Here is a 20367-nt window from a genome sequence, read left to right as displayed (position 1 = left end):
GGAGATTCTAGAAAATGAGTCGCGAAATGTTACAGCTGGCCGAAGCGCTGGCAAGTGAAAAAAACGTTGAAACGGAAGTCGTATTCAAAGCCCTTGAATTCGCCCTCTCTACTGCTGCCAAGAAAAAAGCCGACCGCGAGCACATGGACGTGCGCGTCGAAATCGACCGCGATACCGGCGAATACCAAACCTTCCGCCGCTGGCTGATTGTTGCCGATGAAGACTACACCTACCCCGACGTAGAAAAAACCATCGAGGAAATCCAAGAAGAAATTCCCGGCACCACCATCCAAATCGGCGAATACTACGAAGAGCAGCTGCCAAACGAAGGCTTCGGCCGCCAAGCCGCGCAAACTGCCAAACAAATCATCCTGCAACGCATCCGCGATGCGGAGCGCGAGCAAAACCTGAACGAGTTCCTCGCTTCTAAAGAAGACATCGTTTCCGGTACGGTAAAACGTGTCGAGCGCCACGGCATCATCGTTGAAGTTGTCGCAGGCAAACTTGACGCTCTGATTCCGCGCGAAGAAATGATTCCGCGCGAAAACTTCCGCAGCGGCGACCGCATCCGCGCCCTCTTCCTGCGTGTGGATGAAATCGGCAATACCGGCCGCAAACAAGTCATTTTGAGCCGTACCAGCGGCGACTTCTTGGCCAAACTCTATGCCAACGAAGTGCCTGAAATTGCAGACGGCCTGTTGGAAATCCGCGAAGTAGCACGCGATCCCGGCCAACGCGCCAAAGTTGCCGTTAAAGCCAACGACCAACGCATCGACCCGCAAGGTACTTGTATCGGCGTGCGCGGTTCCCGTGTTAACGCCGTGAGCAACGAATTGTCCGGCGAACGCATCGACATCGTATTGTGGTCTCCTGAGCCAGCCCAATTCGTGATGAATGCGCTGTCTCCTGCCGAAGTAAGCCGCATCGTGATTGACGAAGACAAACACGCCGTTGACGTGATCGTTGATGAAAACCAACTGGCGCTGGCCATCGGCCGCGGCGGTCAAAACGTCCGTTTGGCTTCCATCCTGACCGGCTGGCAGCTGAACATCATGACCGTTGAAGAAGCCGACGAGCGCAATGCCGCCGAAGATGCGGTTATCCGCAACCTCTTCACCACCCACTTGAACATCGACGACGAAACCGCCGATATCTTGGTGGAAGAAGGCTTTGCCACATTGGAAGAAGTTGCTTACGTTCCAGCGGCAGAATTGCTCTCGATTGACGGCTTTGACGAAGAAATCGTTGAAACCCTGCGCAACCGCGCACGCGACGCGATCCTGACCATTACCATCGCCGCAGAAGAAAAACTGGGCGAAGTGTCTGAAGACATGCGCAATTTGGACGGTGTAGATTCCGATATGTTGCGCAAACTGGCCGAAGCCGGCGTTACCCAACGCGATGATCTGGCCGAATTGTCTGTTGACGAATTGGTCGAAATTACCGGTGTTGACGAAGAAGAAGCCAAAAAAGTGATTTTGGCTGCACGCGAACACTGGTTTACTGAAGAAAACAACTAAGGGGGTACTGAATGAGTAATACAACCGTAGCGCAATTTGCCGCCGAACTAAACCGCCCCGTCGATGATTTGCTTAAACAATTGAAAGAAGCCGGGGTCAACAAAAACAGCGGCAATGACAGCATAACCACTGACGACAAACAACTGTTGACTGCTTACCTGCAAAAGAAAAACGGCAGCAACAGTGGCACCATCAGCATCCGCCGCAAAAAAACCGAAGTCAGCACCGTTGACGGCGTAAAAGTGGAAACACGCCGCCGCAGCCGTGCCGTTACCATTCCCTCTTCCGAAGAATTGGCAGCGGAAGCCAAAGCCAAAGTAGCAGCGGAAAACCAAAAAGCCGAAGCAGAAAAAGCAGCCGCTCAAGCAGCCGAAGAAAAAGCCAAAGCTGAAGCAGAAGCTGCCGCCAAAGCCGAAGCCCGTGCCAAAGCAGAGGCTGAAGCAGCCAGACTGAAAGCAGCCAGAGCCGCACCAAAAGCGGAAGGCAAACCTGCCGAAGCCAAAAAAGAAGAAGCCAAACCGGTTGAAGCCGTAGAAGCCAAGGCCGAAGCAAAAGTTGAAGCTAAAGCAGACAACAAGCCGTCTGAAAAATCCGTTGAAGCTGAAAAACCAGCCGAAGCCAAGAAACCTGCCAAAGCCAAACAAGACAAAGGCGGCAAAGGCAAAGAAGCGAAAAAGGCAGCCAAACCTGCCGCTCCTGCCGTACCGCAACCTGTCGTCAGCGTGGAAGAACAGGCTCAACGCGATGAAGAAGCCCGTCGTGCTGCCGCCCTGCGTGCGCATCAAGAAGCCTTGTTGAAAGAAAAACAAGAGCGTCAGGCGCGCCGCGAAGCCATAAAACAACAGGCTGAGAAAGACTCAAAACCTACTAAAGAAGCCAAATCAGGCGAACGCAATAAACCTGCCGAGAAAGCCAAAGCAGCATCCGGCGAAGGCAAATCCGAACACAACGCGCGCGGTAAAAAAGAAGACCGTCGTGAGCGTGATGAAGACATTCAAGGCCGCAATGCTAAAGGCAAAGGCGGCAAAGGTGGTCGCGACCGCAACAATACACGCAATGGCGACGACGAACGCGTACGCGGCGGTAAAAAAGGCAAAAAACTCAAACTTGAGCCAAACCAACACGCCTTCCAAGCGCCGACCGAACCTGTCGTACACGAAGTTTTGGTACCTGAAACCATTACCGTTGCCGACTTGGCACACAAAATGGCCGTTAAAGGCGTCGAAGTGGTTAAAGCCCTGATGAAAATGGGCATGATGGTAACCATCAACCAATCTATCGACCAAGACACTGCCCTGATTGTGGTGGAAGAACTCGGCCACATCGGCAAACCTGCTGCAGCCGACGATCCTGAAGCATTCTTGGATGAAGGCGTTGAAGCAGTTGAAGCCGAAGCATTGCCGCGTCCTCCGGTCGTTACCGTGATGGGTCACGTTGACCACGGTAAAACTTCCCTGCTGGACTACATCCGCCGCGCCAAAGTGGTACAAGGCGAAGCGGGCGGCATTACCCAACACATCGGCGCATACCACGTTGAAACCCCACGCGGCGTGATTACCTTCTTGGATACTCCGGGTCACGAAGCGTTTACCGCCATGCGCGCGCGCGGTGCGAAAGCAACCGATATCGTGATTCTTGTGGTTGCAGCCGACGACGGCGTGATGCCGCAAACCATCGAGGCGATTGCCCACGCTAAAGCCGCGGGTGTACCGATGGTGGTTGCCGTCAACAAAATCGATAAAGAAGCCGCCAACCCTGAGCGTATCCGCCAAGAGCTGACCGCACACGAAGTCGTGCCTGACGAATGGGGCGGCGATGTACAGTTTATCGACGTTTCCGCTAAAAAAGGTCTGAACATCGATGCATTGCTCGAAGCAGTCTTGCTCGAAGCCGAAGTTTTGGAACTGACTGCCCCAGTCGATGCACCTGCCAAAGGTATCATCGTTGAGGCGCGTTTGGACAAAGGCCGCGGCGCGGTTGCCACATTGCTGGTTCAAAGCGGTACACTGAAAAAAGGCGATATGCTGCTGGCCGGTACTGCATTCGGTAAAATCCGTGCGATGGTTGACGAAAACGGCAAAGCCATCAATGAAGCCGGCCCGTCTATCCCTGTCGAAATCCTCGGCTTGTCCGACGTACCGAACGCAGGCGAAGATGCAATGGTATTGGCCGACGAGAAAAAAGCGCGCGAAATCGCCCTCTTCCGTCAAGGCAAATACCGCGACGTTCGCTTGGCCAAACAACAGGCCGCGAAACTGGAAAACATGTTCAACAACATGGGCGAAAACCAAGCCCAATCCTTGTCCGTCATCATCAAAGCAGACGTACAAGGTTCTTACGAAGCGTTGGCGGGCAGCCTAAAAAAACTGTCCACCGACGAAGTGAAAGTGAACGTGTTGCACAGCGGTGTTGGCGGCATTACCGAGTCTGATGTCAACTTGGCCATCGCTTCCGGCGCATTCATCATCGGCTTTAACGTGCGTGCAGATGCTTCCGCACGCAAACTGGCTGAGAATGAAAACGTGGAAATCCGTTACTACAACATCATTTACGATGCCATCGACGACGTGAAAGCCGCCATGAGCGGTATGCTCTCTCCGGAAGAGAAAGAGCAAGTAACCGGTACGGTCGAAATCCGTCAGGTTATCTCCGTTTCCAAAGTCGGCAACATTGCAGGCTGTATGGTTACCGACGGTGTGGTCAAACGCGATTCCCATGTCCGCCTCATCCGCAACAACGTGGTTATCCATACCGGCGAGCTGTCTTCTTTGAAACGCTACAAAGACGACGTCAAAGAAGTCCGCATGGGCTTCGAATGTGGTCTGATGCTCAAAGGCTACAACGAGATTATGGAAGGCGACCAACTCGAATGTTTCGACATCGTCGAAGTTGCCCGTACTCTGTAATCAGACAGGCCGTCTGAAAAATCAGAAGCAGGTTTTGCAATGCGAAACCTGCTTCTGATTTTTCAGACGGCCTTTTTACAACCATTCATAGTTTGAAACTATGGAAATTGATGTGTGGTATATAAGAAACAAAACAGCCGTACAAGGCAAAGCCATTTGGCAAAAGAATAGACGGCAAACTAAGCCTGATAAGGCTCTATATATATTGTCATATCTTAACGTTTCTGTTGTTTTTATCAAATTTCGGCACTAGTATATACAGCCTAAACACAATACAAATTAAGCAATACCGGCAATATGCCGGATACGTTTACTTCCTTGTTACTCTCATCAATATCTAAAGAAAATATCATGACAATCGAAAAAGCAATGCGCATCCGCAATGCGCAATTTGAATTACGACATTTAGAGCAATTACAGCCATCTCTCCTTGCACAAGCAACAACAGGCACTTCGGGAGATGACGTTTATTATGTAACCCGCAGCGACGATAAAATCATTGAAAACCCAAATGGTGGCTATGATACGGTTTACAGCAACGTCAGCTATACCCTTCCAAACCACGTTGAAAACCTTGTTTTGACCGGTACAGCCAACATCTTCGGCGCAGGCAACAACAGCAACAACATCCTCATCGGCAATGAAGGCCGCAACCGCCTCAACAGCGGCCGCGGCGACGACATCGTTTACGGTGGCAGCGGCAACGATTTCATCAACGGCGGAGAAGGCAACGACCATCTTTTTGGTGAAACAGGCAATGACACCCTCAACGGCGAAGCAGGCAATGATGTGCTTGAAGGTGGCGAAGGCGACGATACCTACCTTTTCTCTGCAAAAAGCGAGCAAGACACCATCATCGACAATCAAGGCCACAACAGCATCCGCTTTCATACCGACCTGAGCCTTAACGATTTAACCGTTGAAGTCCGAAACAATGAAACCGGCGGTCATGACTGGCTGATTGCCGTGAAAAACAGCAACGCCGTTTTAACCATCAAAAACCAATACACTCAAAACGGTACCACACCGGCAGTCTCCCAATTCATCATCGGCACACAAAAACTGGATGTAAACAGCTTTGCCAAATATTTCGATATTTCTCTGACAGAGCATACCGAAAGCGGTAAGACCATCGATGGCAGCGACGGCAATGACCACCTGATCGGCACATCCGGCAATGATATTATCGACGGCAAGGCCGGTTCCGACATTATGGAAGGCGGAGACGGCAATGACACTTACTACGTTAATGATGTAAAAGACGTGGTGATTGAACAGGCTGGCGGCGGCGAAGACACCGTATTCAGTAGCATTTCCCATACCGCCGCTACCCACGTCGAAAATGTTACCCTGACCGGCTCAGCCAATATTTTTGCCGCCGGCAACAACAGCAATAACATTCTGACCGGTAACGAAGGCCGCAACCGCCTCAATAGCGGACGCGGTGATGATACCGTTTACGGCATGGGTGGCAACGACAACCTCAACGGCGGCGACGGTAACGATTATCTGGATGGCGGCGACGGTAACGATGTCATCAACGGTGATGCAGGCGACGACATTTTGGTGGGCGGCAACGGTAAAGACATTCTGAAAGGCGGAGCCGGAAACGATACCTATATCTACGGCGACAACGATACCATTATCGACAACCAAGGCATCAATACCCTCAAGTTTTCAGACGGCCTGAACAATGCCAAGCTCCACCTGAAGACCATTCAGAACGATGATGGCAGCCAAAGTTGGGAAATCACTTCGGAACAAGGTTCAGCCCTGATTCAAAACCAAATCGGCGCTGATGGCAGTATTTCCATCGACCGTTTCCAGTTCAACGACCAAACCTATATTGCCGCGCAGTTCCAACAAGCCTTCCAAGCGCTGAAAGACGAAACCATTAAATTTGTCGGCACAAACGACGATGACACCTTGCATGGCAATGCAGACAACAATGAAATCAACGGCGGCAACGACGGCCATGACACCCTCTATGGCCACGACGGCGATGACATCTTGCGCGAACACAGCGAAACCTATTACGGTAACGAACCTGCTTCCGACGATAAACTTTACGGCGGCAACGGCAATGACAAACTCTATGCCCATGTAGGCGCCGACTTATTCGATGGCGGCGCAGGCAATGATTATCTGGAAGGCGGCGAACACAACGATACCTATGTTTTCGGAAAAGGTTACGGTCACGACACCATTTTCGACTACAACTTCGGTTTTGATAGCGAAGCAAGCCTACACAGACTCAACGCCAACGTCGTTAAATTTACCGGCGGCATTACCCTTGACGACCTCGAAATTACCGTTGAAAAAGGTTACGACAAAACCGGGATTGCCGACATACCCGACAGCAACCAATTTGTATCCAATCCCCTGCTGGATGGCGATACTTGGCATATCCGCATTAAAGGCACAGACGATGTTTTAACCATCAAAAACCAAAGCGGCATTTATGGTGCGATTTCCGAATTTCAGTTTGACGGCAATACCTCATACAGCACGGGCGAGCTAATCAACCACTTCAAACTGTCTATCCCGCACATGATCGGCAACAAAAACATCGTCCAATACACCGGCCAACCCGTTGAAGAACTCAACCGTGATGTGTACAACAACTTTAACCACACCATCCACGCCGATAGCGACAACAGCGATTTAGATTTGTCGCGTTACACTTCTGTTGTCGAATACAGGGGCAATCGCAGCGATGAAACCATTACTTTGGGTCGAGGCATCAACATCGTTGATCCGGCCGGAGGAAACGATACCATTACCGACCCCGGTTCCGAGCGTACGGTGATTATGTTCGGCAGAAACAGCGGCAACGACACCTTTAATCCGTATGGTGGCAGCGATACCCAAGTCCTTTTCAAAGAAGGGATTACGCTGAAAGATTTACAGTTGAAAACCGGCGATGATTGGGTCTTAACCATCAAAGATACAGGTGACACCCTGACCATCCATGACATTGCCAACAATAATGTCGACAGCTTTGTATTCGGAAACGGTAAGAGCTACACCGCCGACGAAATCAACAAAGCACTGATTACTGAAAATACACAAAACAACGGTATCCTGTAAAACTCAAAGGCCGTCTGAAACCTTAATTCAGACGGCCTTAATCCTTTGCTGATTTATTTATCTTTCCGCTATATAATTATTCTCATTCTAGTTCACAAGAAAGACTAAAAATGGATGCCTTAAATCTCCTCACCACGCGTCGCTCTTCCAAAAAACTGACTGCTCCGGCACCCAATGCCGAGCAACTGGAACAAATGCTGCAAGCGGCAACGCAAGTTCCTGATCACGGCAATATGCGCCCTTTCCGCTTTACCGTTATTCAAAGCGAAGCCGGCTTGCAACGTTTCCGCGAGCTTTTGAGCAAGACCGTTACCGAACTCAACTTCGGCGATGATGCCATGAAAAAGGCCGAACGTGTCGGCAACATGGCGCCTATGATTATCGGCGTTACATTCGCGCCGAACCGTGAAGTGGCAAAACCCAAACCTGAATGGGAACAAATGCTGACTGCCGGCTGCGCCGCCTATGCTTTACAACTGGCTGCTTCTGCTCAAGGCTTCGACAACGTTTGGATTACGGGCATGTGGGTCAACAGCCCATTGTTGCGCGAAGCATTTGAGTGTGCCGACAAAGATAAAATCATCGGCCTGATGATGATTGGTTCGCCGACTGAAGAAGGCAGCGGCCCGAAAAATACCAACTTGGAATGTTTTACAACTTATTGGTAAAGCCTGAAAACACTAAGGCCGTCTGAAAAACCTAATTTAATGGTTTTCAGACGGCCTTTTTATGTCTCTTGTCAAAATATCAAGCAGGATTCATAAACGCTTCAACTTCTTCCAAAGAAATATCCGCCGTCGCGCCATGACGTGAAGCCACCAATGCACCCAGCGCACAAGCAAAAGCAATGGCTTCTTGAGGAGGCGCATTATTGAGCAGCTTGTAAGTCAAACCGCCAAGAAAGCTGTCGCCGGAACCGACAGTATCCACCACTTTGACGCGGAAACCGCAATGACGGTACAACTTGCCGTCCTTATACAAAACCGCGCCATGACTACCCAAAGTTACACACAAGATTTTGACACCTGTCAGCTTAACAAGGTAGCTAATATTTTGTTCGATACTGCGATAAGGAGAACCGTAAGCCGCAGCCAATTCATACAACTCATCATCATTGAGTTTAACCATATCGGACTGTTTCATGGTCTCCAACAAGCGGGCAATATCATAATGCGGCTTACGCAGATTAACGTCAAAAATTTTGAATTTGGCTTCTTTCAGCAAAACTGCCAAGCTTTTACGCGAAACTTCATCACGGGTTGCCAAGCTGCCAAAAACGAAAGCATCGGATTCTGCCACACGTTTGATTGCCGCATCATCAACCGCAATCCTATCCCACGCGCAAGGATAAACAATCTCATAAGACGCGCTGCCAGACTTGTCCAAGTGTACTTTCACCAAACTGGTCGCGCATTCGTGACAAACCTGCAAATAATCAGTATTGACGTTTTTACTTTGAATTTGACGTAGCAATTCTTCGCCATCGGCATCATCGCCGCGACGACTGATGATGGCAGCATCGATACCCAAAGACTGCAAACGGACAGCAACATTTAGGGGTGCACCACCCAATACCTTCCCGTTTGGAAAATCGTCCCACAGCACTTCGCCGAAACTGGTTACTTTCATTCTTGGCCTTCCTTTTTTGAGGTTGATTGGCAGGGTCTGCACTCCCGACAGATTTTTTGCAAATCATGTACTTGTAGTAAAACTCCAGCATCGGGGGCAAAAGTATTATGTTTTAAAATATTGGGACTGACAAGCAATTAAGGGGATATCAGACAATAAACTTGATTCATCACAAAATTATATTGTTCCTATTTTTTCTTTTTCTTTCACGTTTATCCCCTCTCATTTCATTAAAACAAAACATTCTGAAATTTAAATACAAAAGGCCGTCTGAAAACTGATTCAATCAATTTTCAGACGGCCTTTATCGAATTATTGCAGCGATTAAACTACAACTTCTTCTTTTTTCTTCACTTCTTTGGCAATGTTCTCACGACTCAAGCCAAACATCAGCAAGAGCGGGCTGGCAACCAATACGGATGAGTAAATACCGAACACGATACCGATGGTCAGCGCCATGGAGAAACCGTGCAAGGCTGCACCGCCAAACACCAGCATAGAAACAACCATTGCCTCGGTCGAACCGTGGGTAATGATGGTACGGCTCATAGTTGCAGTAATCGCGTTGTCGATAACTTCTGGCACAGTGTGGCCGCGCATATGCGGCTTACGGAAGTTTTCACGAATACGGTCAAACACAACCACAGATTCGTTCACAGAATAACCCAGAACTGCCAAAATACCTGCCAAGACAGTCAATGAGAATTCCCATTGGAAGAAGGCGAAACAGCCGAGAATAATCACGATATCGTGCATATTCGCAATAATCGCCGATACTGCAAAACGCCACTCAAAACGCATGGACAAGTAAATAATGATACCTGCCACTACGAAGCCTAATGCCATCAAACCATTGGTAACCAATTCTTCGCCGACTTGAGGGCCGATGAATTCGACTTGGCGCAAAGTAACGTCAGGATTGTCTTTTTTCAGCAAATCCATCACTTGGTTGGACAACTGGGCAGACGTTACGCCTTCTTTGTTCGGCAGGCGAATCATGATATGTTTGTTCGTACCCAATGCCTGAACCTGTACATCACCCATTTTCAGCGTATCGAGGCGTTCGCGCGTTTTATTCACATCCACGCCCTGCTGATATTGGACTTCCATCACCGTACCGCCGGTAAATTCGACGGAGAAATTCAGGCCTTTGGTTACCAAAAAGAACACGGCAGCGATAAACGTAACCAACGAAATAAAAGTCGTCAGTTTGCCGTAGCTCATAAACGGAATATCGCGTTTGATTTTAAATAATTCCATGTTTTACTCCTTGCCTTCTGCCATTTCAGCTTTCGGCTTCCATACCGAGCCGATGGAAATATTTTGCAATTTGCGGCGACGGCCGTACCACAGGTTGACCAAAGCACGGAACACGACCACAGATGAATACATCGAGGTCAGAATACCGATACAGTGTACAACGGCAAAACCGCGTACCGGGCCGGAACCGAATACCAACAAAGCGATACCGGCAATCAGGGAGGTCAAGTTGGAGTCGACAATGGTTGCCCAAGCGTGTTGGAAACCGAGGTTGATGGCCTGCTGCGGTGCGACACCGGCACGCAATTCCTCACGGATACGTTCATTAATCAACACGTTGGAGTCAATCGCCATACCTAAGGTCAAAGCCAAGGCGGCAATACCCGGCAAGGTCAACGTTGCCTGCATGGCAGACAAAATACCCACCAAAAACAAGATATTGGTACTCAAAGCAATGGTAGAGAAGAAACCCATCAAGCGATAGTAAATCACCATGAATGCAGCAACGGCGGCAAAGCCCCACAAGGTAGAGTGGAAACCTTTTTCAATGTTTTCTTTACCCAAAGACGGGCCGATGGTACGTTCTTCGACAATCTGCATCGGCGCGGCCAGCGAACCGGCACGCAGCAACAATGAAGTGTCGTTGGCTTCGGCTGTCGTCATGCTGCCGGAAATCTCCACGCGGCCGCCGGTAATGGCGGCACGGATGACTGGTGCGGTAACGACTTCGGATTTACCTTGGTCGATCAACACCATAGCCATACGTTTACCCACATTGGCCGAAGTCAATTCGCCAAAAATGCTGCCGCCCGCACTATCCAGGCTCAGGCTCACGGCAGGCGCGCCCATTTGGTCAAAGCTAGGTTGCGCATCGTTGATGTTGTCGCCGGTCAGTTCAACTTGTTTGTTGACCAAGATAGTTTCCGGATGATCGCCACCGCTTGACAGCAATTCGTAACCGGTCGGCACATTGCCGCTCAAAGCTTCTTGCAATTTGATCGGATCGTCTTCCACCATACGCACTTCCAAAGTCGCGGTACGGCCGATAATGTCTTTGGCTTTGGCAGTATCTTGCACGCCCGGCAGCTGTACGACAATACGGTCAAGGCCGGATTGTTGGATAACCGGTTCGGCTACGCCCAATTCGTTCACACGGTTGTGCAACGTATTGATGTTTTGTTTAACTGCATCAGAACGTACTTTATTGATTGCTTCTTCAGACAAAGTCAGCACGATATTGTTGCCGTCCGGCAGCAGCGTGGCTTCAGGGAACAATTTTTGCAACTGAGGCAAGGCTTTTTGTACATCGGCAGCATCTTGCAAAGGCACGGTCAGACCGTTTTCAGTCTGATGCACCGTGCCGGTACGGATTTTTTCGCGGCGCAATTCGCGGCGGATATCGCCGGAATAACGTTCAAACGTTTTCTGCATCGCGGCTTTCATGTCCACCTGCATGGTGAAATGCACGCCGCCGCGCAAGTCCAGACCCAGGAACATCGGATTGGCTTTGATTTTCGCCATCCACTCAGGGCTGTCTGCCAACAGGTTTAGCGCGGTAATATAGCCCTCGCCCAAAGTATTTTCGATGACGTCGCGCGCTTTCAATTGCGTTTCGGTATCTTTGAAACGCACTTTCAGCGAGTTGTCGACGATGAACATACCATCAGTCTGAATACCTGCCTGTTTCAGCGCGGCATCCACTTTAGACTGGGTTTGATCGTTGATCACGATGGCTTGTCGGTTGGTCGATACCTGTACGGCAGGCGTTTCACCGAAAAGGTTGGGCAGCGAGTAAACAGCCGCAACCACAATCGTGAACGCAATCAGCAGGTATTTCCATAAAGGATAACGGTTCATGGTAAACCTTTGCTTTATTTATAAAGGCAAACAGCCGCGCTCGGAAAATGAGGCGGCTTTTTGCAAAAAAACGGATTATTCGGCTTTCGCGGCAATCGCGTTGCGCTCAACTTCCACTTCGATTTTCGCACCTTGACCGATGTCGACAGTGTAGAATTGCTCGCCGACTTTGGTTACGCGGCCTTTGAAACCTGCCGCCAAAACGACTTTATCGCCGACTTTCAAAGCGGCCAACATCGCTTGGTGCGCTTTGAATTTCTTTTGTTGAGGACGCATAATCAGGAAGTAGAACACCACCATGATCAGCACTAAAGGGGCAAATTGAGCCACTGCTTGATTCATAAATATATCCGTTCTTTCAAGTTTTAGATTAAGTAAAAAACTGCACACTGCAATCAAACACATTGGTTGGACTGCAAAATTGAGCTATTCTAAAGGCCGTCTGAAAAATTTCCAAGTATTTCCGTATTTATTAACCATATTTAGCAGTCTTTACGACTTGTCCGACACATACTGTTCCATGTTCAAAAAAATCCTTTGGCGCATCAGCACCCGCCTACGCCGTTTGGTTGGCAAAAACGCCCGCACCGTATGGATTTCGCATCCGATATTCCTACAGCACCAGCCGGGGCCCAACCATCCCGACAGGCCCGAACGCATCAGCGCCATTCAAACCGCCTTAAAACAAGAAGGCATTTGGCGTCGCCTGCAAACCACCGAAGCACCGGAAATCAAAGATGCGCAGCTGGCATTGGTTCACTCGCGCAACTATCTGCACGAATTGGAGGCCGCCCAGCCGCTCCCCGGAAAAATCCACCGCATCGACGACGATACCGTCATCGGCCACGACTCCCTCCAAGCCGCCCGTTTTGCGGCCGGCGCCGTCGTCAAGGCAGTCGATATGGTGATGAACAAAAAGGCCTGGCATGCTTTTTGCGCCATCCGCCCGCCAGGCCACCATGCCCACAGCAACAGCGCCGGCGGATTTTGCCTGATCAACAACGTTGCCGCCGGCGTGATGCACGCCATTGCCCAATACCGCTTGCAACGCATCGCCGTCATCGATTTCGACGTCCACTTCGGCGACGGTACGGCGGAGATTCTCCAAGACGATCCGCGCGTGATGTTTTTCAACCTGTTTGAAACCGACATCTTTCCCTTCCCTCAGGCGGAACAATACGCCGGCAATAAGAATATGCTGCATACGCCCCTCAAACCGGGCACAGGCAGCCGTATCTTCCGCACGACCATCCGCGAACAATGGCTGCCCAAGCTCACGGCCTTCCGCCCCGAGTTGGTGTTGCTTTCGGCCGGTTTTGACGGGCATAAACAAGACGAAACAGGCCGTCTGAACCTGCATGAAGCCGATTTTGCCTGGCTGACACACAAAATCGTCCAAGCAACGGCAAGCTGTCAAGGACGTGTCGTTTCCGTACTGGAAGGCGGCTATACCTTGGAATCCATGTCAAAATCCGCCGCCGCCCACATCCGCGTATTGGCGGGATTAAGCAAGGCCGACTACGTCATCGCCTACCAAAAGCATCTGAAGCGCGGCAAAAGTAATAATCCTACACCATAATGCATTCAAACTATTGCCCAGGCCGTCTGAAAACAGATTATCCATTTCAGACGGCCTTTTTTTTCATTTACAAACTTTAATTTGAGCAAAGACAAACCATTTCCATATTATCAGTAGTAAAATAACAAACATAAAACATATCAATAAAAACATTTCACACGCCACACTGCTTCCCTTTCCCCAATTGACCGTCTTTTTCAGACGGCCTCCACTTAAAAAAAGGAGCGTTACAATGAAAGCAGCACGTTTTTACAACAAAGGCGACATCCGCATCGAAGACATTCCCGAGCCAACCGTAGCTCCGGGTACTGTCGGCATCAATGTTGCGTGGTGCGGTATCTGCGGTACCGACCTGCACGAATTCATGGAAGGCCCGATTTTCATTCCGCCTTGTGGCCATCCGCACCCAATCTCCGGCGAGTCTGCGCCAGTTACCATGGGTCACGAATTTTCCGGCGTGGTTTATGCCGTCGGCGAAGGCGTGGACGACATCAAAGTCGGCCAACACGTTGTTGTCGAACCCTACATCATCCGCGATGACGTACCGACCGGCGAAGGCAGCAACTACCACCTCTCCAAAGACATGAACTTCATCGGCTTGGGCGGTTGCGGTGGCGGCTTGTCTGAAAAAATCGCCGTCAAACGCCGTTGGGTACACCCTATTTCCGACAAAATCCCATTAGACCAAGCTGCTTTGATTGAGCCTCTGTCTGTCGGCCACCATGCTTATGTACGCAGTGGCGCGAAAGAAGGCGATGTCGCATTGGTCGGCGGCGCAGGTCCAATCGGTTTGCTGTTGGCTGCCGTACTGAAAGCCAAAGGCATCAAAGTCATCATCACCGAATTGAGCAAAGCACGTAAAGACAAAGCACGCGAAGCCGGCGTGGCCGACTACATCCTCGACCCATCCGAAGTCGATGTCGTTGAAGAAGTGAAAAAACTGACCAACGGCGAAGGCGTAGACGTCGCATTCGAATGCACCAGCGTCAACAAAGTGCTGGACACCATGGTCGAAGCGTGCCGTCCGACTGCGAAAGTCGTCATCGTATCCATTTGGAGCCACCCCGCTACCATCAACGTCCACAGCGTTGTGATGAAAGAGCTGGACGTGCGCGGCACCATCGCCTACTGCAACGACCACGCAGAAACCATCAAATTGGTTGAAGAAGGCAAAATCAACCTTGAGCCTTTCATTACCCAACGCATCAAACTGGACGAATTGATTTCCGAAGGCTTCGAGCGCTTGATCCACAACAACGAATCCGCAGTAAAAATCATTGTTAATCCTAATCTTTAATCCTAAGGCTTAAAGAATAAACAGGCCGTCTGAAACTTTTCAGACGGCCTGTGTACTTGATAAATTCCCGAATGGCCCAATTCTATGCCGACCATTCACTTATCAAGAGTAAAACTCCATGAATCCAAAATACGCCCCACTCTTTCAAACATACACCCTCAATAACGGCGTAACCATCAAAAACCGCCTTGTCGTCGCCCCCATGACCCATTTCGGCTCACAAGCCGACGGTTTAATCAGCGACCAAGAGCGTACTTTCCTCAGCAACCGCGCAGGCGATATGGGCCTGTTTATCACTGCCGCCACTTTGGTTCAAAAAGACGGCAAAGCCTTTCACGGCCAACCTGAAGCCACAGGCGAACACTGCCTCGACAGCCTGAAAGAAACCGCACAAATCCTGCAACAGCAAGGCGCAAAATCAATTTTGCAAATCCATCACGGCGGTTCCAAAGCCATTGATGAACTTTTGGACGGTCTCGACAAAATCAGCGCTTCCGCCAGCGAAGCCGAACACGCACGCGAAGCGACCGCAGAAGAAGTCGAAGCACTCATCGCTTCTTATGCACAAGCCGCCGATTTGGCGCTTCGTGCCGGTTTTGACGGCGTGGAAATCCACGGTGCCAATACCTATCTGATCCAACAGTTTTACTCTGCCCAAAGCAACCGCCGCAACGACCAATGGGGCGGCAGCTTGGAAAACAGAATGCGCTTCCCTCTGGCCGTTATCGATGCCGTGGTTGCCGTCCGTGAAAAACACCAGCGCAACGACTTCATTATCGGCTACCGCTTCTCCCCTGAAGAACCGGGCGACGACGGCTTAACCATGACCGAAACCGGCGCACTGATTGACGCATTGGTACAAAGACCGCTGCAATATCTGCACGTTTCCCTGTGGGAATTTGATAAAAAAATCCGTCGCGGCGGCGATACCGCCCAAACCCGTATGCAGTTTATCCACGAACGCATCAACGGCAAACTGCCGCTTATCGGCGTGGGTAACCTGTTTACCGCCGACCAAATTTTGGCCGCCTATGAAACCGGCTGGGCAGAATTTATCGCATTGGGCAAAACTGTGATGATTAATCCGCACATCGCCACGCAAATCCGTGAAGGCCGCGAAGATGAAATCGAAACGCAACTCGACCCGACGCGCGCCGACCATTACGGCCTCCCCAACACCTTGTGGGGATTTGCCTCCAGCGGTACGCAATCATGGCTGCCGCCGGTAAAAGGCGCGGAATGGAAACCGATGGATATTTAATCATCGATTCATAACCAAAGGCCGTCTGAAACTTTTCAGACGGCCTTTGTTTTGGTACAAACATTGAATTATCAAGCATTTTTTTGTACAATTCCGCATCTTTCAATCTATTGCAGGGCGTGTTGCACACGCCCTTATTTTAGCCTGTTTTCCAACACCCATATCCTTCAGGCCGTCTGAAAAAGCGGCCTGAAACTTTTTGCAAAGAAAACCATGTCCCAAGAAATCCTCGACCAAGTGCGCCGCCGCCGCACGTTTGCCATCATCTCCCACCCTGACGCGGGTAAAACCACGCTGACCGAAAAACTGCTGCTGTTTTCAGGTGCGATTCAGAGCGCGGGCACGGTAAAGGGCAAGAAAACCGGCAAATTCGCCACCTCCGACTGGATGGACATCGAGAAACAGCGCGGCATTTCTGTGGCATCAAGCGTGATGCAGTTCGACTACAAAGACCACACCGTCAACCTCTTGGACACGCCGGGACACCAAGATTTCTCCGAAGATACCTACCGTGTATTGACCGCCGTCGACAGCGCGTTAATGGTCATCGACGCGGCAAAAGGTGTGGAAGCGCAAACCATCAAACTCTTGAACGTCTGCCGCCTGCGCAATACGCCGATTGTCACGTTCATGAACAAATACGACCGCGAAGTACGCGATTCTCTGGAATTACTGGACGAAGTGGAAAACATCCTGCAAATCCGCTGCGCACCCGTCACCTGGCCGATCGGCATGGGCAAAAACTTCAAAGGCGTGTACCACATCCTGAACGACGAAATCTATCTCTTCGACGCCGGCGGCGAACGTCTGCCGCACGAGTTCGACATCATCAAAGGCATCGACAATCCTGAATTGGAACAACGCTTTCCGCTGGAAATACAGCAGTTGCGTGACGAAATCGAATTGGTTCAGGCGGCATCGAACGAATTTAATCTCGACGAATTCCTCGCCGGCGAACTCACGCCCGTGTTCTTCGGCTCTGCGATTAACAACTTCGGTATTCAGGAAATCCTCAATTCATTGATTGACTGGGCGCCTTCGCCGAAACCGCGCGACGCAACCGTGCGCATGGTCGAGCCTGACGAGCCAAAATTCTCCGGATTTATCTTCAAAATCCAAGCCAATATGGACCCGAAACACCGCGACCGTATCGCCTTTTTGCGCGTCTGCTCCGGTAAATTCGAGCGCGGCATGAAGATGAAACACCTGCGTATCAACCGCGAAATCGCCGCCTCCAGCGTGGTAACCTTCATGTCTCACGACCGCGAGCTGGTAGAAGAAGCCTACGCCGGCGACATCATCGGCATCCCGAACCACGGCAACATCCAAATCGGCGACAGCTTCTCCGAAGGCGAACAACTGGCGTTCACCGGCATCCCATTCTTCGCGCCCGAACTGTTCCGCAGCGTCCGCATCAAAAACCCACTGAAAATCAAGCAACTGCAAAAAGGTTTGCAACAGCTTGGCGAAGAAGGCGCGGTACAGGTTTTCAAACCGATGAGCGGCGCAGATTTGATTTTGGGCGCGGTCGGCGTGTTGCAGTTTGAAGTTGTTACCTCGCGGCTGGCCAACGAATACGGCGTAGAAGCCGTGTTTGACAGCGCATCCATCTGGTCGGCGCGCTGGGTATCGTGCGAAGACAAGAAAAAGCTGGCGGAGTTTGAAAAAGCCAATGCAGGCAATCTGTCGATAGACGCAGGCGGCAACCTCGCCTATCTCGCACCTAACCGCGTCAACCTGAATCTGACACAAGAACGCTGGCCGGATATCGTGTTCCACGAAACACGCGAGCATTCGGTTAAACTGTAAAACGCAAAGGCCGTCTGAAACATTCAGACGGCCTTTTTTTCATTCGATATCAACCCAATAAATCCCAAGCAAACTTCCCAATGGTCAGGCACAGCAGCAACATAAATCCGTAACGCAGCTCAAATATTGTCTTATTTTAGCTTTTAGCACCTCACCAAACATTTTCGGAATAGAATGTTGACTTTAACCTTAGGTCAAAGTTTATAATTTGTGCTCCTTCAGTTATCACATAGGCGAAAAACATGAAAAAACTTATGACTTTTATCACACTTAGCGCTGTTGCAATTTCAAATTATGCCCAAGCTAATGAACAACCGCATCAAGCACACATGAATATGCCAATGTCGACAGATTCTGCAATGCAACAAGAATTAATGCAAGGTATGAATCAAATGAATCAAGACATGATGGCAGCTGCGCAATATAAAGATCCTGATGTTGCTTTTGCAGCAGGTATGTTGCCACACCATATTGGCGCAGTAAAAATGGCGGAAGTTGAATTAAAATACGGAAAGGATCCTGAGATGCGTAAGCTTGCTGAGGATATTATTAACGCACAACAAGCGGAAATTGAACAAATGCAAAAATGGCTTAAAGCACACAACAAAAAAAGCTCCGTAAAATGATCTGACCCAAAAAGTTAGACTGATTTAGTTCAAGGACTGAGTTCTGTAATTCACAGAGCTCAGTCCTTTTAGTTTCCCCTGAATGCGCTCATGGTTGTAATAATGAATGTACTCATGAATCGTTTTTTCCAGTTGTTAGAACGTCTCAAATCATTTACCGTAATAACATTCCATTTTTAATCGTCCAATTGATGACCTTTGCCGAAGCGTTGGCCGCTAAAAAATCATAGCCGTAAAAGCGGACGAACACAAAAGCCAGCAGGCTGCCCGTTCCCGGCCCGAACACGCCGTCGTAAAACCCGATTAACGCGCCGAAAAATAAGCCCCATAAAGTTTCGCGGCGCGTCAGCTTTTCAGTGCGCACTGTCTGCCCCAAGTCTTTTTTCAAAAAAGTGTACAGGCACATGGCAATCATGATGACCAGCATTGCCGGTTTCATGTATTGCACGGGGAAATACACCACCGTTTTCGCGCCCAAATATGAAGCGGCAAATGCCAACGCCGCCGCAGGCAGCAGCATTTTCCATGGCACAGGGATTCGGCGCAGATATTGCCCCGTCGCAGTCAACGTGCCGCAGCAGGAAGCAAATTTATTGACACCCATCACCGAAGCCACAGGCGTAGCGTTTGGCAATAGGTTGAACAATCCGGGAATCTGCAACAGCCCGCCGCCGCTAACCGCCGCATCCATTAGCCCGGCAGCAAAGCCGACCAACACCAGATAATAAAAAAACGAATCTGCAAGCATAATATCCATCTCTAAAAAGCAAAGCGATTTTGCGCGTGTTTGCCTGTCCTGACAACCTACAAGGCCGTCTGAAAAACAAGGAACGATATTCTGTTTTCAGACGGCCTTTCTTTTTAAATTCAGCCACTCAAATTGCAGCTTAAAAACTTTTCCATTAAAATGCCGCCCCTTATCTTTCCCACACACAACACATTCTATGGAACATTCCACCCCGACCAAACGCACAGCCCACGACCGAATGGGCATCTTCGCGCATTTCATTTTTGCCAGCCGCTGGCTGCAACTACCGATTTATATAGGCTTGATTATCGCCCAAGTCATTTATGCCTGTAAGTTCCTCAAATCATTGTGGCACTTGGTATCCAATTTCAGCATCATGGATGAAAACACCATCATGATCGCCGTATTGAACCTGATTGATGTTGTGATGATTGCCAACCTGCTGACCATGGTCATTGTCGGCGGCTACGAGACCTTCGTCTCCCGCCTTCACGTTGACGAACATCCCGACCAGCCCGAATGGCTCAGCCATGTCAATGCTTCGGTTTTGAAGGTTAAGCTGTCGATGTCCATCATCAGCATTTCCTCCATCCATCTGCTGCAAACCTTCCTCAACGCCGCCAATCTGTCGGAAAAACAAATCATGTGGCAATGTATTACCCACATCTGTTTCCTGATTTCCGCCCTCGCCATGGCTTTAACAGACAAAATCGTGTACAGCACGACGCATAAAGCGCATTGATAAAAAGCAATCAAAAGGCCGTCTGAAATATTTCAGACGGCCT

At 49.9% G+C, this 20367-nt stretch carries 14 protein-coding genes and 2 pseudogenes; 10 read left to right on the top strand and 6 right to left on the bottom strand.

Going from position 1 to position 20367, the window contains the following annotated elements; all coding sequences use genetic code 11:
- Positions 1 to 14: 14 nt before the first annotated feature.
- From nusA to HMPREF2560_RS09215, 4 genes are all read left to right on the top strand, one after another.
- A complete protein-coding gene (nusA, locus tag HMPREF2560_RS09230) occupies positions 15 to 1520 on the top strand; it encodes a transcription termination factor NusA (protein ID WP_003678742.1) in 1506 nt (501 codons plus the stop codon).
- Positions 1521 to 1531: 11 nt separating this feature from the next.
- Entirely contained in the window at positions 1532 to 4426 is a 2895-nt protein-coding gene (gene infB, locus HMPREF2560_RS09225; RefSeq protein ID WP_070608022.1) for a translation initiation factor IF-2, read from the top strand.
- Between the two features lie 351 nt (positions 4427 to 4777).
- A complete protein-coding gene (locus HMPREF2560_RS09220; protein WP_070608024.1) occupies positions 4778 to 7516 on the top strand; it encodes a calcium-binding protein in 2739 nt (912 codons plus the stop codon).
- A 110-nt stretch (positions 7517 to 7626) separates the two neighbouring features.
- Complete coding sequence (locus HMPREF2560_RS09215; protein WP_070608026.1) at positions 7627 to 8184, top strand: nitroreductase family protein; 558 nt, start codon at positions 7627 to 7629, stop codon at positions 8182 to 8184.
- A gap of 79 nt (positions 8185 to 8263) precedes the next feature.
- Here the strand turns inward: HMPREF2560_RS09215 and HMPREF2560_RS09210 are convergent, their stop codons facing one another.
- From HMPREF2560_RS09210 to yajC, 4 genes are all read right to left on the bottom strand, one after another.
- Positions 8264 to 9145, bottom strand: coding sequence for a carbohydrate kinase family protein (locus tag HMPREF2560_RS09210; RefSeq protein ID WP_070608028.1), 882 nt, complete (start codon positions 9143 to 9145; stop codon positions 8264 to 8266).
- A 324-nt stretch (positions 9146 to 9469) separates the two neighbouring features.
- On the bottom strand, positions 9470 to 10405 hold the full coding sequence (secF, locus tag HMPREF2560_RS09205) for a protein translocase subunit SecF (protein ID WP_003686183.1): 936 nt from the start codon (positions 10403 to 10405) through the stop codon (positions 9470 to 9472).
- A gap of 3 nt (positions 10406 to 10408) precedes the next feature.
- On the bottom strand, positions 10409 to 12262 hold the full coding sequence (gene secD / locus HMPREF2560_RS09200; protein WP_070608029.1) for a protein translocase subunit SecD: 1854 nt from the start codon (positions 12260 to 12262) through the stop codon (positions 10409 to 10411).
- A gap of 75 nt (positions 12263 to 12337) precedes the next feature.
- Complete coding sequence (gene yajC, locus HMPREF2560_RS09195; RefSeq protein ID WP_003675720.1) at positions 12338 to 12604, bottom strand: preprotein translocase subunit YajC; 267 nt, start codon at positions 12602 to 12604, stop codon at positions 12338 to 12340.
- A gap of 178 nt (positions 12605 to 12782) precedes the next feature.
- On the opposite strand from yajC, the gene HMPREF2560_RS09190 reads away from it, so the two are divergent.
- From HMPREF2560_RS09190 to HMPREF2560_RS09170, 5 genes are all read left to right on the top strand, one after another.
- A complete protein-coding gene (locus HMPREF2560_RS09190; protein ID WP_070608031.1) occupies positions 12783 to 13841 on the top strand; it encodes a histone deacetylase family protein in 1059 nt (352 codons plus the stop codon).
- A 232-nt stretch (positions 13842 to 14073) separates the two neighbouring features.
- Positions 14074 to 15138, top strand: coding sequence for a 2,3-butanediol dehydrogenase (locus HMPREF2560_RS09185; RefSeq protein ID WP_003745670.1), 1065 nt, complete (start codon positions 14074 to 14076; stop codon positions 15136 to 15138).
- A 118-nt stretch (positions 15139 to 15256) separates the two neighbouring features.
- Entirely contained in the window at positions 15257 to 16399 is a 1143-nt protein-coding gene (locus HMPREF2560_RS09180) for an NADH-dependent flavin oxidoreductase (RefSeq protein WP_070608032.1), read from the top strand.
- 213 nt (positions 16400 to 16612) lie between these two features.
- The gene (locus tag HMPREF2560_RS09175; RefSeq protein WP_070608033.1) at positions 16613 to 18208 is read left to right on the top strand and encodes a peptide chain release factor 3; all 1596 of its coding nucleotides are present in this window, start codon (positions 16613 to 16615) and stop codon (positions 18206 to 18208) included.
- Positions 18209 to 18450: 242 nt separating this feature from the next.
- Positions 18451 to 18834 carry a CopM family metallochaperone gene (locus HMPREF2560_RS09170; protein ID WP_036491551.1) on the top strand — a complete coding sequence of 128 codons (384 nt, stop codon included), beginning with the start codon at positions 18451 to 18453 and terminating at the stop codon, positions 18832 to 18834.
- 24 nt (positions 18835 to 18858) lie between these two features.
- On the opposite strand, the pseudogene HMPREF2560_RS11030 reads toward HMPREF2560_RS09170, so the two are convergent.
- A pseudogene (locus HMPREF2560_RS11030) lies at positions 18859 to 19020 on the bottom strand (IS3 family transposase); the annotation flags it as partial.
- A gap of 1 nt (position 19021) precedes the next feature.
- Positions 19022 to 19582 (bottom strand): annotated as a pseudogene (locus HMPREF2560_RS09165) (TSUP family transporter); the annotation flags it as partial.
- Positions 19583 to 19778: 196 nt separating this feature from the next.
- Here HMPREF2560_RS09165 and HMPREF2560_RS09160 point away from each other — a divergent pair.
- On the top strand, positions 19779 to 20324 hold the full coding sequence (locus HMPREF2560_RS09160) for a TIGR00645 family protein (RefSeq protein ID WP_004519303.1): 546 nt from the start codon (positions 19779 to 19781) through the stop codon (positions 20322 to 20324).
- The last annotated feature ends 43 nt before the right edge of the window (positions 20325 to 20367 follow it).

Origin of the sequence: Neisseria sp. HMSC078H04, assembly GCF_001838135.1 — a bacterium.
In the GTDB taxonomy this organism is placed as follows: Bacteria; Pseudomonadota; Gammaproteobacteria; order Burkholderiales; family Neisseriaceae; genus Neisseria.
This window is presented reverse-complemented; position numbering and strand designations above follow the sequence as displayed.